Source organism: Spirulina sp. CCNP1310 (genome assembly GCF_034932185.1).
Taxonomy (GTDB): Bacteria; Cyanobacteriota; Cyanobacteriia; order Cyanobacteriales; family Spirulinaceae; genus Spirulina.
Map to the genome: position 1 here is coordinate 1 of NZ_JAYGHW010000095.1, position 14,948 is coordinate 14,948.

11 protein-coding genes, 1 pseudogene and 1 CRISPR repeat array are annotated in these 14,948 nt (G+C 50.8%); of the genes and pseudogenes, 10 read left to right on the top strand and 2 right to left on the bottom strand.

Features of this window, described 5'->3' with window-relative positions; all coding sequences use genetic code 11:
• Window positions 1-125: 125 nt before the first annotated feature.
• The 4 genes and pseudogenes from VB712_RS17785 to VB712_RS17800 all read left to right on the top strand — a co-directional run.
• Window positions 126-623 (top strand): annotated as a pseudogene (locus tag VB712_RS17785) (CHAT domain-containing protein); the annotation flags it as partial.
• Between the two features lie 96 nt (window positions 624-719).
• On the top strand, window positions 720-926 hold the full coding sequence (locus tag VB712_RS17790) for a hypothetical protein (RefSeq protein WP_323257182.1): 207 nt from the start codon (window positions 720-722) through the stop codon (window positions 924-926).
• On the top strand, window positions 919-1,347 hold the full coding sequence (locus VB712_RS17795; protein WP_323257184.1) for a type II toxin-antitoxin system VapC family toxin: 429 nt from the start codon (window positions 919-921) through the stop codon (window positions 1,345-1,347). Before VB712_RS17790 ends, VB712_RS17795 begins: the two co-directional genes overlap by 8 nt.
• Window positions 1,348-1,475: 128 nt before the next feature.
• The gene (locus tag VB712_RS17800) at window positions 1,476-1,904 is read left to right on the top strand and encodes a hypothetical protein (protein WP_323257186.1); all 429 of its coding nucleotides are present in this window, start codon (window positions 1,476-1,478) and stop codon (window positions 1,902-1,904) included.
• Between the two features lie 6 nt (window positions 1,905-1,910).
• Here VB712_RS17800 and VB712_RS17805 read toward each other — a convergent pair whose 3' ends face one another.
• A complete protein-coding gene (locus VB712_RS17805; RefSeq protein ID WP_323257188.1) occupies window positions 1,911-2,159 on the bottom strand; it encodes a hypothetical protein in 249 nt (82 codons plus the stop codon).
• A gap of 115 nt (window positions 2,160-2,274) precedes the next feature.
• On the opposite strand from VB712_RS17805, the gene VB712_RS17810 reads away from it, so the two are divergent.
• Together VB712_RS17810 and VB712_RS17815 are read left to right on the top strand one after the other, a co-directional pair.
• A complete protein-coding gene (locus VB712_RS17810; protein WP_323257190.1) occupies window positions 2,275-3,210 on the top strand; it encodes a histone deacetylase in 936 nt (311 codons plus the stop codon).
• A 233-nt stretch (window positions 3,211-3,443) separates the two neighbouring features.
• Window positions 3,444-4,832, top strand: a complete 1,389-nt coding sequence (locus VB712_RS17815) for a flavin monoamine oxidase family protein (RefSeq protein ID WP_323257193.1) — start codon at window positions 3,444-3,446, stop codon at window positions 4,830-4,832.
• A 467-nt stretch (window positions 4,833-5,299) separates the two neighbouring features.
• Here the strand turns inward: VB712_RS17815 and VB712_RS17820 are convergent, their stop codons facing one another.
• Window positions 5,300-5,770 (bottom strand): hypothetical protein, encoded by a 471-nt coding sequence (locus tag VB712_RS17820; protein WP_323257195.1) that lies wholly within the window; start codon window positions 5,768-5,770, stop codon window positions 5,300-5,302.
• A 412-nt stretch (window positions 5,771-6,182) separates the two neighbouring features.
• Window positions 6,183-8,587: a CRISPR direct-repeat array (repeat unit 36 nt; unit sequence GTTTCCAATCAATTAGGGTCTCCAGCGAGTGGAGAC).
• Window positions 8,588-9,173: 586 nt separating this feature from the next.
• Between VB712_RS17820 and VB712_RS17825 the strand changes: the two genes are divergently transcribed.
• The 4 genes from VB712_RS17825 (at window position 9,174) to cmr4 (ending at window position 14,945) form a co-directional block, all read left to right on the top strand.
• The gene (locus VB712_RS17825; RefSeq protein WP_323257197.1) at window positions 9,174-9,668 is read left to right on the top strand and encodes a hypothetical protein; all 495 of its coding nucleotides are present in this window, start codon (window positions 9,174-9,176) and stop codon (window positions 9,666-9,668) included.
• Window positions 9,669-9,729: 61 nt separating this feature from the next.
• Window positions 9,730-12,873 (top strand): type III-B CRISPR-associated protein Cas10/Cmr2, encoded by a 3,144-nt coding sequence (gene cas10 / locus VB712_RS17830; RefSeq protein ID WP_323257199.1) that lies wholly within the window; start codon window positions 9,730-9,732, stop codon window positions 12,871-12,873.
• 69 nt (window positions 12,874-12,942) lie between these two features.
• Entirely contained in the window at window positions 12,943-14,085 is a 1,143-nt protein-coding gene (locus VB712_RS17835; RefSeq protein WP_323257201.1) for a type III-B CRISPR module-associated Cmr3 family protein, read from the top strand.
• A gap of 44 nt (window positions 14,086-14,129) precedes the next feature.
• Window positions 14,130-14,945 carry a type III-B CRISPR module RAMP protein Cmr4 gene (gene cmr4 / locus VB712_RS17840; RefSeq protein ID WP_323257203.1) on the top strand — a complete coding sequence of 272 codons (816 nt, stop codon included), beginning with the start codon at window positions 14,130-14,132 and terminating at the stop codon, window positions 14,943-14,945.
• The last annotated feature ends 3 nt before the right edge of the window (window positions 14,946-14,948 follow it).

Sequence of the window (14,948 nt, forward strand, 5' to 3'; positions counted from 1 at the left end):
GAGGGCATTAATTTCGGCTTGGATCTGTTCTAGGGTGAGGGCCATGGGGATTGCATTGAATTGGTGTTTCTATTGTAGCCATCCTACTCCACCACCCCACCGCCTAGCCCCTCACCGAAACTGCCGTCACCCCCGACGCATTCACCCAAGCCCTCCAAACCCCCGTCCCCGCGTTCCACTTCACCGGCCACGGCGAACATAACACCGAAAACCCCAACGCATCCGCCCTCTATCTTGCTCATGAATACCCCTTCACCCTCAAAGACCTCGACAACCTCCCCAACCTCAACATCCGCCTCGTCAGCCTCGCCGCCAGCGAAACTGGTATCACCGCAACCGGCGAATTCATCAACGAATTTGTCAGTCCCAAAAAAGGTAGCCGCTTCCTATTCAGCACCCTCTGGACAATCAGCGAAGAAAGCAGCATGATCTTCATCATCGAATTCTTCCGCCACTACCAACAACACCACGACCCCATCACCGCCTGCCACCACGCCCAATGGTATTCCGGAAATAAACCCGATGATATTAGCGATAGGATGCGGATCCAAAGTCGAATTCGCAACATTCCTCGCTACCCGGAAAAATACCCACCCCAACACACTCCCTATGCCACCCCCTAGGATTAGGCAGGTTTTATTCTGACCGTTGCAAATCTAGACCCTTGATCACCGCTAAAATTACGATATAATCAAAACTATTTCCTCAAAGCAAAAGCCATGTATTCAAATAACACCCAACAAAAAATACTCGATACCATCCCCCTGCTCAGTGAACAGCAACTACAAGTGGTTCTCCAATTCATCCAAAGCCTCCAACCTAAAACCATGAATGATTCTCACCACCATGATCCTCTAGAAAACTTTATTGGTGCAAACCATTATGGAAATTTAGCCACTGCCATTGATGAAGAATTATATGCCTAATACAATTTTTATCGATACATGGGGATGGTTAACCTTAAATGATGCAGGGGAACGGAGACACCAAGAGGTAAAAAATTTTTACAGACATCTTCGACAAGAGCAAACCATCCTCTATACCAGTAATTTTGTTTTAGATGAGGTCTTTACTTTATTTTTCAAGCGATTAAATACCTTTCAAGCCCAGAGTGCAATGCTGCAACTTTCCAATGCATTTACTCAAGAATCATTTCAACTTATTGACGTTGATCGTTTTTGCTTCGAGCAAGCTCAAAATTTACGCTTAAAATATCTGGATAAACCAAAAATCTCTTTCACAGATTTAACATCTATGGTCATCATGCAACAATATGATATTATTCGGGTACTGACTGAAGATGAGCATTTTCAGCACGTTGGTCTTGGGTTTCAGTTAGAACCGTAATTTTACTGAAATTTAGTTCAGCATTATCGTTAATCTAAACTGTTTTATTGATTGTATAGCAATTTCTAGAGCCATGCGGTACAAAGATCCCCCTCAATCCCCCTTAAAAAGGGGGAAGTAGCGTTCTCATGAAAGATATTACAGGGATTGTAATCGGGCTGGTTTTATGCGCTGGGGTGGGGGTTGTGGCCCTCAAACTGACGATTCCTTGGCAATATCGGGAAACTGAACTGCGTTCTTCGGCTTTGAGCCATTTGGCCCATCTGCAAACCCAGACCCCCCTTTCCCCCGTCGCAGCCGCCCAGGCCTATGCCTATTTTGGTACAGACTATCAAGACGAACTGCCTCCGCGCATTCGCATCACGACAAAATCCCTCGGTAAGGATGAAATGCGCGTTGAGTTTTATGATCCCAATGCCCAAGATGACAGCATTTGGGAAAAACGCACCCGGATCTTTTTACGCCAAAATGCAGTGGGACATTGGGTTCCCTATCACAGTGAATGGTCTCATAAGGGCCGGGGGCGATTCGGCTGGACAACGGAGCCGACGATTTAGAGCGGCTTAGGCTTCCCTTTCGGCATAGGGGGAGGGGGGGCGATCGCTACTCCAGGCCCACCACACCTGTTCACATTCGCATTGATAAAACTCCTGCCATTTGCGCTGATAATCCTCACTGATCACCGGAGCGCGGCGATTGATCCAGACCCGCTGGGCTTGATGGGAGGAGGCATGACAGCGGGGACAATGGAATTGGAGGGCATGGATGGCGGTTTTCGTCCAAGCCGGGGGAATGGGATCGAAGGCTTCCATCGGTTGATGCTATAGATCTTTCCCCACTGTATAGCGATCGCCTCCCCCCTGCATCGATAACCCCAAAAATTCCCCCATCCCCCGACAATAAAGGGGAATTTTGTTGCTGCCCTCTATGCCCCCCCTGCCCATTGTTTACCATCCCGATTACGTCACGCCTTTGCCGGATCAGCACCGTTTCCCGATGCCGAAATTTCGGCTCCTCTACGCATATCTCCAACAGCGGGGCATTGCCCAACCCGCCGCCACGTTTAGGCCTGAACCGGCTGATCCTGCCCTCCTCCAACAGGTTCACAGCCCCGATTATGTGAGGGCCTATCTTACCGGAACCCTTGACCCGAAGGCCCAGCGGCGCATTGGTCTGCCCTGGAGTCCGGGGTTAGTGACGCGCACCTGTACCGCTGTGGGGGGGACGGTGTTAACGGCACAATTGGCGCTGAAGTATGGCATTGCCTGCAATACCGCTGGCGGAACCCACCATGCTTTCCCGGATTATGGTTCGGGGTTTTGCATTTTTAATGATTTGGCGATCGCCGCCCGCACACTCCTCAATGGTGGCACTGTTCAAAAAGTTCTCATTCTCGATCTTGATGTCCATCAGGGGGATGGGACGGCCTGGATTTTTCGCGATGAGCCGAGGGTATTCACGTTTTCGATGCATTGTGAGGCGAATTTTCCGGGGAAAAAACAGGTGAGCGATCGCGATATTCCCCTGCCCATCGGTTTAGGAGATCAGGACTATTTACACATTCTCAAGAGAGAATTCCCCCCCCTTTTGGCTCAGGTGCAACCGGATTTAGTCCTCTATGATGCGGGGGTGGATGTCCATGGGGGCGATCGCCTCGGAAAATTGGCCCTCACGGATAGCGGCATTTATCAGCGCGATCGCCTCGTCCTTCACCATTGCCGCCAAGGGGGCTACCCCATCGCTACGGTGATCGGCGGCGGCTATGCCCCGGATATTCACGCCCTCGTCGCTCGCCACGCCCTGCTCCACCGTGCTGCCCACAGCGAATTTAACGCTAGAGTTTCAAATCACAACATTTCCTAAAATGGGATGGCAGATTAGGTTGATGGAGAAACGAAAGAGTTTTCGCCTTCGGTTTTTGTCTTAAATTGATAGATGGCGAAATAGTTTTGCCTTAAATTGATGGACGGCAAAATAGTTTTGTCTTAAATTTATGGAGGGCGAAAAATTTTTCGCCCCTACTCCCGTGGAGGGCGAAAAATTTTTCGCCCCTACAAATTCTTCCCACTTCCTACTTCCTACTTCCCAATCCTGCCATGATCCGCCGTCACTTCCTCAAAAACACGACCCTCGCCACCCTTGCTTTTTGGTCTACCCTCGCCAGTTGTAGCCAAGCCCGTGGCCCCCAAATCGAGACTGCTGTGAGTGGGGGGGAGGCCGATGTGATTGTGGTCGGGGCGGGGATGGCGGGGTTGACTGCTGCGAGGCAGTTGCAGGATGCGGGGCTGGCGGTTTTGGTATTGGAGGGGCGCGATCGCCTAGGGGGTCGGATTTGGACGGATCGCAGTTTAGGGGTTCCCATGGATATGGGGGCGAGTTGGATTCATGGCCCCGATGGCCAGAACCCGATTACGCCTTTGGCGAAGGCGGTGGGGGCGAAGTTATTTGTCACCGATGATGACAGTGTGATTCTCTACAATACGGAGGGGCAACCGATTAGCGATGATGATTTGGTGGCCAGTGAGGAGGAATACGAGGAGCTTTTAGAGCGGGTAGCGGCCTATGGTGAGCGGCAGGAGCGGGATCTGAGTCTTGTGGCGGCGCTCCAGCGGGTTGAGCCAAGTGCTTTAAATGATCCACTGCAACGTTATCATCTCACCTCATTTTTAGAATTTGATGCGGGTGGCCCCCTTGATCAGCTTTCAACTTGGTATTGGGATCAGGATGAAGCATTTCCGGGCAAAGATGTGTTATTTCCCGATGGTTATGATGCGGTGATTAATTATTTGGCGCGGGATTTGCCGATTTATTTGGAGCAGGGGGTGGAAAGGATTAGCTATGATCAATCGGGTGTAACGATTACGACGAATCAAGGGGAATTTACGGCCAGTGCGGCGGTGATTACGTTGCCTTTGGGGGTTTTACAGGGGGGAACGGTGGCGTTTGATCCGGGTTTACCCAATGGGATGCGCCAAGCCATGGGTCGCCTCAAAATGGGGATGGTGAATAAGGTAGCGCTGACTTATCCCCGCGTTTTTTGGGATGAGTCTTTGCAATATTGGGGTTATACCGATCCGGAGCGGGGCAAGTATAGTTATTTTCTCAATGCCCGCACGTTCAGCCCTGCGAATGCGTTGATGACGTTTGGTTTGGGGAATTATGGGTTAAAGCTGGAGAGCCAAGGGGATGAGGTTATTGCTGCTGATGTGCAACAAACCTTAAAGCGCATTTTTGGCGGGAATATTCCTGAACCGGAGCAGGTGTTGGTATCTCGTTGGACGGCGGATCCTTGGGCGCGGGGGGCCTATTCCTATGCGGCGGTGGGTTCAAGGCCGCAGGATTTTAATGCGTTGGGGGCATCGGTGCGGGATGTGCTGTTTTTTGCGGGTGAGCATACCATTGCTAAGTATCGCGGCACGGTTCACGGGGCCTATTTATCGGGGGAACGTGCTGCCAAGGAGTTGCTTAAGGTTTGGGCAGATTAAGCTGTGGGGGCGTTTTTCCCGCAAGCCTAGAAACCGGGTTTCTTGCATTGGCTCGTTTTGGGCGAACCTGCTCACAGAAACCCGGTTTCTTTTCCCCCGCAAATCAATTAGGGTTTCCAGCGATGGGAGATCTAAAAAACAGGTTGCGACTCACGGTTTTAATGCTTTTTCCTCGCAAGCCTAGAAACCGGGTTTCTTGCATCGGCTCGTTTTGGGCGAACCTGCTCACAGAAACCCGGTTTCTTTTCCCCCGCATCAATTAGGGTCTCCAGGGACGGGAGATCTAAAAAACAGGTTGCGACTCCCGGTTTTTATGCTTTTTCCTCGCAAGCCTAGAAACCGGGTTTCTTGCATCGGCTCGTTTTGGGCGAACCTGCTCACAGAAACCCGGTTTCTTTTCCCCCGTAATCAATTAGGGTCTCCAGCGAGTGGAGACTCATAGAATCCCTTGAATTATTACCTGATAATCACCTACCAACCCATTCTAGAATCCCCTGCTGACTGGAATCTACAACTGTACAAATATACTGATTGCGTACCATTGCCCCTAGCTGATTTTGGCTATCAACCCATGCTCTCATTGTCCATACCTGAGTTTCAGGGTCAAAAGTTGGCAGGACTAACTGGTGTTTCGCGGTTCGAGGGCTGACCAATTCTAATTCTGCCAGTGTCTTGCAAATAGCTCTCACATTGGAATCATACATTTTAGGCGTAATTTTTGGCTCTATGGGGCTAGGGGATGGGCTGGGAATAGCCGTGCTTGGGGTTTGAATCGGTTTAACGGATGTTCTGGGTGGGCTAGGTTGTGAACTTGGACTACTCACCCAACCCACAAAAAACAGAAACGTCAAAATCACGATCAACCAATTAGGGAATCCCCTTGTTTTACCCATCAAGAATTCAACGATTTTCTTGTAGTTAATTTGTGAATTTTTCATGGATTAAAAATCTCATCTCTTGATATTACTGCTGTGGTTGTAGCTTGTGACGGTTGTCTATTTCCAATCAATTAGGGTCTCCAGCGATGGAGACCAGGATACCAGTGAGCAGGAAGCCCCCCCTTCCTAGTTTCTAATTAATTAGGGTCTCCAGGGAGGGGGGGTAAAGGATGAAGGAGGAGGGCAGAAGGCAGATTTCAAGGCAGAAGGCAGAAATCAGAAATCAGAAATCAGAAGGCAGAAAGGGGAAGTTCATTTCCCAATTCATCCTTCATCCTTCTGCCTTCATCCTTTAGAAGTGTTTCCAATCAATTAGGGAAATTTAAAGGCAGAAGGCAGAAATCAAAAGGCAGAAAGGGGAGGTTAATTTCCCAATTCATCCTTCATCCTTCTGCCTTCATCCTTTAGAAGTGTTTCCAATCAATTAGGGTCTCCAGCGAGTGGAGACTGAACTTATCCCCCAAGATGGGAATCATCGCGCTCACGCTATGTTTCCAATCAATTAGGGTCTCCAGCGAGTGGAGACTAACTATGTGAAAGCATTAAAAGCTGATCCTATTAAGTTTCCAATCAATTAGGGTCTCCAGCGAGTGGAGACATAGCGGAAAACCCCAAATATGGATATTGCAAGATATCCACCAGTTTCCAATCAATTAGGGTCTCCAGCGAGTGGAGACTCGCCGCAGCGTACATGAGCGATCCCGAAGTTAAATGGGTTTCCAATCAATTAGGGTCTCCAGCGAGTGGAGACGGTAAACAATCCCCATTGAATTAGCGGGTTTATCCGGTTAGAGTTTCCAATCAATTAGGGTCTCCAGCGAGTGGAGACCTGGGGTTCATTTTTTACGGGCCCAATCTTTTGCTCTCCCAAGTTTCCAATCAATTAGGGTCTCCAGCGAGTGGAGACAGACGGCCAAGGATCAGGGATTGATGGGCATTCTCAGTTTCCAATCAATTAGGGTCTCCAGCGAGTGGAGACAGTTATGAAAATAGCTCATCCTCAAAACGTCTTCAATGTTTCCAATCAATTAGGGTCTCCAGCGAGTGGAGACATGGCATTTGGGTGGGAACCGTGGGAACCGCTGATCCTGAGTTTCCAATCAATTAGGGTCTCCAGCGAGTGGAGACGTGGTGGTAGCATTTAATCCTAATTTCCCCGATAAGTTACTAGTTTCCAATCAATTAGGGTCTCCAGCGAGTGGAGACCAGGATTTAATTTCTCATCCTGTATCTACATCCGTATCAGGGTTTCCAATCAATTAGGGTCTCCAGCGAGTGGAGACCTCTGGAGTCATTGTGGAACATTCGGAGTTGAGATGTTTCCAATCAATTAGGGTCTCCAGCGAGTGGAGACTCAAAATGGGTGCAAATTTACGAGTTTTTAGTTAGTGAGTTTCCAATCAATTAGGGTCTCCAGCGAGTGGAGACCAGAAATGGTTCTCTAAAACATTCCGATGCTCCGAGTTTCCAATCAATTAGGGTCTCCAGCGAGTGGAGACGTACTACCTGACATACAACCCGTTTGTGGACTGCTTTGTTTCCAATCAATTAGGGTCTCCAGCGAGTGGAGACTTTGGTTGTAAAGCGCGATCGCCCACGGATAACGGAGTTTCCAATCAATTAGGGTCTCCAGCGAGTGGAGACGCGGCGCAAAGCCGCCCAGGAGGGCAAATGGTAGAGTTTCCAATCAATTAGGGTCTCCAGCGAGTGGAGACCTGTCAACGGGATACGTTAGACAATGCCCAAGCTACTGTTTCCAATCAATTAGGGTCTCCAGCGAGTGGAGACCTTGGATCAAAGAAGGGCGCGGCGTTTACATCGTAGTGTTTCCAATCAATTAGGGTCTCCAGCGAGTGGAGACCATGCCCGACAGTGTATTTATCTCAGCCCTTTACGCTGAGTTTCCAATCAATTAGGGTCTCCAGCGAGTGGAGACGAAGGTTCTACCATGCAAATCATGGCAGATGAATAGTTTCCAATCAATTAGGGTCTCCAGCGAGTGGAGACTGCAACGCTCGAAATGTCGGAGCAGACCCGCCACAGTTTCCAATCAATTAGGGTCTCCAGCGAGTGGAGACGTGGAAATGGCACTTGCTGTCCCTCCATATCTTTAGTTTCCAATCAATTAGGGTCTCCAGCGAGTGGAGACATGAAAAAACCAAAATGGCAACAAATCATCAAAACCGTTTCCAATCAATTAGGGTCTCCAGCGAGTGGAGACCTAACCTAACCGTTAACATTGATTCAAACGGTCTTGCATAGTTTCCAATCAATTAGGGTCTCCAGCGAGTGGAGACTGATCGGGTTCGGCCCCGTACTTAGCGATGAAGGCAGTTAGAAGTTTCCAATCAATTAGGGTCTCCAGCGAGTGGAGACGGTGATATGAGCATTATACTACGGGATTATCAATCCGTTTCCAATCAATTAGGGTCTCCAGCGAGTGGAGACAATTAATAGGAGAATCATGAATCATGAATAACATCAAGTTTCCAATCAATTAGGGTCTCCAGCGAGTGGAGACCTCGCAACTCCCCAAGGATTGCAATTATTATCAGGTTTCCAATCAATTAGGGTCTCCAGCGAGTGGAGACATCGGGATTGAGGTCGTTGCCGTCGAGGAGGGGGATGAGTGTTTCCAATCAATTAGGGTCTCCAGCGAGTGGAGACATCAGGTGGCAATCCTGCGACCGAATACCCCATACCGGGCTAGTTTCCAATCAATTAGGGTCTCCAGCGAGTGGAGACGGTTTCTGCCCTCAATGAACAGAAACCCTTAGTGACGTTTCCAATCAATTAGGGTCTCCAGCGAGTGGAGACCCCTCCATTTTAAGCCCAAGCGGGGCCAATGTTTCAACCCCCAAGATCGACGGGTAACAAAAATTGACCCGATCGCCCCCCCAAAAGCCTCCTTCAACAGGGCTGAAACCCTTGCCCCATCTACCATCGACCCTTGTAACGCAAAAATCAGCCTTTCAGCCATTTCCCCTCTCCGTCGCAAATTTCCCCCAAAACTCAGGCTCAACTTAGCCCTCCATCATCTTATCCTTGATGATTCATCCGGTTAACCCCAACAACCCAACCCCCCACGGGGCAACCCTTGAGAAGCTCCACAGTCCAAACCGATCGCCCCCCTTCTAGGATCAGCAAGGATCAGCTTATAGATTATGGGTTGAGAATTTCCACAATCCAGGCCGATCGCCCCCCCAACCTGATGAACCCGATCCCCCCAAACCAACACCCCAAAAAAAGGCGATCGCGCCCCCCACACTCCATCCTCCCCACAGACACCCCATCCCCCTTGGGATTCACCCCATCCCGCCAAATCTTAAGAAATAGAATCTTTTTAAAGCATTTTCCTAAACTTCCTCCCTATACTGAAACCATTCCCACACCAGAGCAGCGAATGGCACAGCGTACAGGCCTCGAAATCATTGGACAACCCGGTAAAATCGCAGGCATATTTGTGACCCCCATACGAGGACGGATCACCCTGCGCGTCATCGACGACCACCTCCGCGCCCAGACCAAACTCGCTTGGGGACTCGAAACCCAAGAAATTTTAATTAAGTGCGATCGCATCGAATCGATCCAAGTCACCGAAGGGCGGATCTGGTGGCTGCTGTGGCTTGGTATCGCAACGTTCTGGTTCCTCGGGATTGGCTTTGCGTTCATCATCGCGTTTTTCCTGATTAAACAACGCTGGCTGATCGTCTATTCCGGTCGCCAAACCGTAATCCTCTTCTTCAAAGAAAATCAAATGAGCCAAATCCGTACCTTTGCCCAATCCCTGATGGCCAAACCCCAACGGATGCCCCCCACACCCCCACCCAAACGCCAAGAATCACCCCCCAAACACCAAGATTCACCCCCCAGACTTCAAAAAACCCGGCAGAGCTAAACCTTGATCACCCTTTGCCCCCTTCACCCCATCACTCAACCCCATCAGCCCCCTAAACCCAATGACGACACCGTATTTGCGCTACTGGCAAGCCAAAATCTGGGGATTACTCCATGATCCCGCCCTCAAAGGACTCCACAACAACACCGGACGCGGCGGCGAAGGACAGTGGCAAACCTTAACCTGTATGGCGGGCTGGCATTCCCCGAAAGATCGAAATTCAATCACTACGAATCAATCCCGTCAATGGCTCAATCACGTCGGGCTGTGTGATTTGATTGCCTCAGCGAGCGATCGCGCCACCATTGGCCGCCTCCCCAGTGGGACGGCGATCGATTACGACCAGGACGGCCTCGAAATCCGTCACCTCCTCTCCGGTGAGCCGCAACGGATTAAACTCAGCCAATGGCATGAGGAAATTATTAAACAGGGGGATAATCGCGTCCAATGGCTCAAGGCGCAAGAAGCGAAGGTTTTAGACACGGTGAAAGGTTGGGCTGATCCGCGTCAGGTTTATTGGTGGTTGTGGCGGTGCTATCCCGTCGCTTTGGCCAATGCCTTGGGCGAAACCAACCCCGAAACAATCCTGCCCCTACTCCCGGCAGAAACCCGGCTCCCCGATGCCTCCCTCTGGAGCCACACCAGTACCACCAGCGCGATCGCCGGAGCCTTAGCGGGCTATCACCGCGACCCGGAACAGTATCCCCCTGCTAATGCTCGTCGTGTGGAGCGTCAACCCGATGCCAAATATCCCAAATCCTACCCCCATTTAGTGGCGTTCACCTTTTCCCCCGTCCAGGAGTTGATTAAAGCCAGCCGGAAAATGCGGGATTTTTGGGCAGGGTCTTGGCTGCTCCATTTCCTATCAGCGCGGGTCTGTTGGGAATTAGCCTGGAAATATGGGCCGGATATTTTTGTCTATCCCTGTTTGTATGAGCAGCCCTTGATTGATGCGTGGCTGTTGGAAAAATACCCAGATTTTAAAGATTGGATTGAGGAACCGCAAAATCGCGCCCTCCTCACCGCTGGTTTTCCCAATGTGATCACCTGTATCCTGCCGGACAATGGCACACCCCAGGGTAAAAACCCGGTACGCGCTGCGATGCAACAGGCGGAAAGTGCCTTAAAAGAGACGTGGCAGGATTTGGGCGATCGCATTCTTGAGGATCTCCAAGGTAAAAACGAATCCTGGATCAAAGACCTCAACCCCAATACTTGGGAGGGTTGGCTCAAGGCCCAATGGCAAATCTATTGGATTGCTACGCCCATCGGTGATCCAGCGGCGGAACTTCATCAATCCCCCATCCAAAAAGCTTCTAAGCAGAACCCCACCCCCTACAAAACTTGGTGTGATCGGCAAAATGCGATCGCCAAGCCCAAAAATGATCTCCTTGTCCCCACTGAGCAGGCATTCCTCGAAGCCACCTATCAAACCACGTTAGAAGATTATCAAGCTGCGAACCGAGAGCATAAGGCCAGCTTCGAGAAACGCCCCAACCTCAATGTTGGCTCTTGGTGGGCCTACATTTTCGACCAATTGCGGGCCCAATTGGCAGCGGTGAAAAATGCCCGCAATTGGACAATCCCTACGGCATTCGGGCCGCGATCGACGATTTCCGGGATTGGGCCGGTGGTGGGCCCGATGGGGCATGAGGGCAATGATTGGGTGACAGAGGGAGAAACGGGAAACGTTTGGAAGCAGCGCAATTTTGGCCTCTTCGACGGGATTGAAGAACTCAACGCAACGGAAGTGGTTAAGCGCGGCCTGAGTCGCATCCTGAAAGATGTGTTACCCCGCAATCTTGATCAGGGGAAGATGAAGCCAGAGAAAAAGGCTGATCAGGCTGAATTTAAGGCTAAACTCTATTACCCTGACCTGAATGCTGGCGTGGTGGGATGGTTGAAAGCCAATCTTGAGGAACATCCTGAATATATGGATGTGTATCAGCAGGCTTGCGATCGCATTCGTGCTGAATTTCCCTGGACTCAAAACCAACCCAACGATCCCACTTCAGAAACCAACGATTCAACTTGGGGCATTCCCTGGGTGTATAAACATTACCCCGATTTACCTGAGCCTCGTTTCATCAATGCAGGCTGGTTGATTGAAGACTTTCCCAGCAGCGATCTGGAGGAGAAAGCTGAAGAACTCCAAAAACTCCGCACCACGATTCAGGCCACCTTTCCCGCTGGCCAAAATCCTACCGATTGGTATGTTCTCGCCGCTGGGGATGGGGATAGCATGAACAGTTGGCTCAAGGGCAAAGAGATGAAACCCTATGCAGAGTATTTTCCCGAAGTGCTCCTGTCTAGAGTTGAAAACCTGCCGGAAAAACTCAAAGAACCCTTCAACCAGTTCAGCAAAGAAAACAAACGAATGGGCCCCGCTACCCATGCGGCCCTCTCCCGCGCTCTGTTGGATTTTTCTAACCGACTTCTCCCCTACCTGACAGAAAGCCGCTACGCGGGCCGCCTCATCTATGGCGGGGGTGATGATGTCCTGGCCTATACGAATTTGTGGGAGTGGGATGCTTGGCTGTGGGATGTGCGGCAATGTTTTCGGGGTGAGCTTGATCCTGGTGAAGAGTTTGATAACGCTGGGGATTATTGGCATTGGCAAGGTGCTAAACCTCCGGAGGGGATTGCCGAGCGGCCCCTGTTTACGTTGGGGGGGAGAGCAACGATTAGTTTTGGTGTGGTGATTGCTCATCAGTCTGTACCGTTGGCGATCGCCCTCGAAAACCTTTGGGCCGCTGAGGAAGGGGCAAAAGGTCACGCCTATCATAACCCAGAGAAAAATGAACGATGTTGCAAAGATGCGATTCAAACCCGCGTTCTCTATGGCAACGGTAACAGCCTGATTGCAACGAGCAAGTTTGACACCTTTAAGCAATGGCAAGCCCTGCTGAAATTCAACCTAGAGCCTTCCCTCTTTGAACAGGCCGCCCAAACCCTCGAACAGCACCCCATCCCCACAAAGGAGGCGATCGCCCCTTGGGTGAATGGATTCTGCGATCGCCGTGAACAGGTGAAGGCCCTCAACCCTGAGCAACAAAAAGAGTTTATCGAAGCCTTCCAAACCTGGATTGATGAAACCTTTCGCACCAACCCTGAAGTAAACGCCCTAGAGGAACTCCGCAACGGCTGCAAACTTGCCGCCTTCATAAAACGCAACCGAGGGATCCACTACCTCAAATCCCCCTAGTTCATGGGTGGGCAATGCCCCCATTGCTTCTACCTTCATCCTTCTGCCTTCATCCTTCATCCTTTAACTATGCTTCCCCTCTACTGGTACACGATCACCCCCTTTGATGTCCTGCTGTTTCGGGATGCCAAACCCTTCAGCCCTGGCGAACGAGCTTGGGCGCAGGGTGTCTTTCCGCCCCACGGCTATACAATCATGGGTGCAATTCGGGCCGCCCTTGAGGATCAAAAATCTACTGCATCGATGCAAATCACCGGCCCATTTCTTTGCAAAGATGAAAAAAGATTCTATTTTCCTGGCCCCCTTGGTTTTGCCAACGGTTCACCCCTCGTTCCCCTGTCTTGGCATCCATCCAGCCCCGTCCATCACTCCATCTATAAACGAGACCAACCCAGCCCCCTGATTTTTGGAGGCGATCGCCCCCTGGAGGAAGAAGATTGCCCCGTAGACCCTCCCCCCAAATATCGCCGCTATCTCCCCCAGGAGATCCTCTTGCATTACCTCAAAACCCACCATCTCACCTCAGAACATTTGCAATGTCCCGAAGACGAACCCGAACAAGCGTGGGATGTGGAAATCCGCTCCCATAACAAAATCCAAGCCGGGGGCCGCCAAGTGGAAACCGCCGATGGCTATTTTGTTGAAAAAGCGGTGCGGCTACGAGCGGGGTGGAGTTTGGCGATCGCCCTTACCCAACAACTCCCCACCCCCCTATCCCTCCGGCTTGGGGGAGAAGGCCACCGCGCCCTTTTGGAACGCTGTCCGGCCCTTGATGAACCTTGGCAGGAGATTCAAACCCAATCGGATCGAAATTTCACGATGTTGGAGCAGAAAGGGGGGAGGGCGATCGCCTATCTCATCACCCCTGGCGTGTTTGAATATCCCCAAAAGCAGCCCAACGGTAAAATCCGCGCCACCTGTCGCGCCTGGCCCTGGGAATGGAAACTCACCCACAGTGATGGCCCCCTGGTGAGTGTGGCGACGGGCCAACCGACTGCGATTAGTGGGAGATTGCGCGATCGTTGTCGCAACCCTGGCAACAGCATCCCCGCCCCCCAAGTTTTCGCTGCTCCTGCTGGCACGCAATACTACCTCAATCATCCCCAACCCCTCCACCAAAACACGCCCAACCCCCAAGCCAAAGCCGACCCCCACCGCTGGCGCAAACTCGGCTACACGGAAATGCTTTGGCTTCCCCATACTGCGCTCTAAACAGAGCGCCTCATTGATTGACGCACCTTATCCCTAAACCATCCATGAACATTAACCTCCAACATCTCTATCTGATTGCACCGCTCCACACGGGCGGCACAACCCAAGAGGGCAACCTCCTCGGCATTGCCCGCGAATCCCACACCAACTTTCCCTATATCCCCTCCAGCACCATTCGCGGCAAATTGCGCTCTAGTCAGTCGGACGACGCTCTACGCGAACAACTCTTTGGTAATGAATTAAAAGACGGAAAACCCACAAATCACGGGAAACCGGATGATAACGATAACGCACAACTCACCCAAGGGGATATTTGGATCGGGGATGGTTCCATTTTGTGGTTGCCGATTCCGTCTTTGAGTCATGGCGTGGTCTGGGTTAGTTGCCCGTTGTTATTACACCGCTACGCCCGATTGGCAGAAAAAACATTCAAAATTGAGGAATATTTGTGTAAGTTCAAGAACGACAAAACGCAAATTTATCTCAAGGATGCCATTTTTAAGGGTTCAGATTTGAAGGAATGGCCAAACTGGAAAGAGGCTGTTCCTGGTGCGGCTACCCAAGGGATTGATCACGTTTTAGTGTTACCGGATCAGCACTGTGGCACAATCATTCAAATGGGGCTATGGCGACAGGTGAAAATCAAGCTCGACTCTAATAAAACTGTCGATGGTGGGTTCCGCTATGAGGAGGCGATTCCCCCCGATACTCTGATGTATTTCCCTTGGGGTCTCACTTCTCAAGCCAAAAATTCTGAAGCGTCTGAAAAGGCATTGCAAGCCATGCTCTCCAAAGACCCCATTTTACAAATTGGCGGTCAGGAAAGTTTAGGCCGTGGTTTTGTACAGAGTTTCGCATAATTT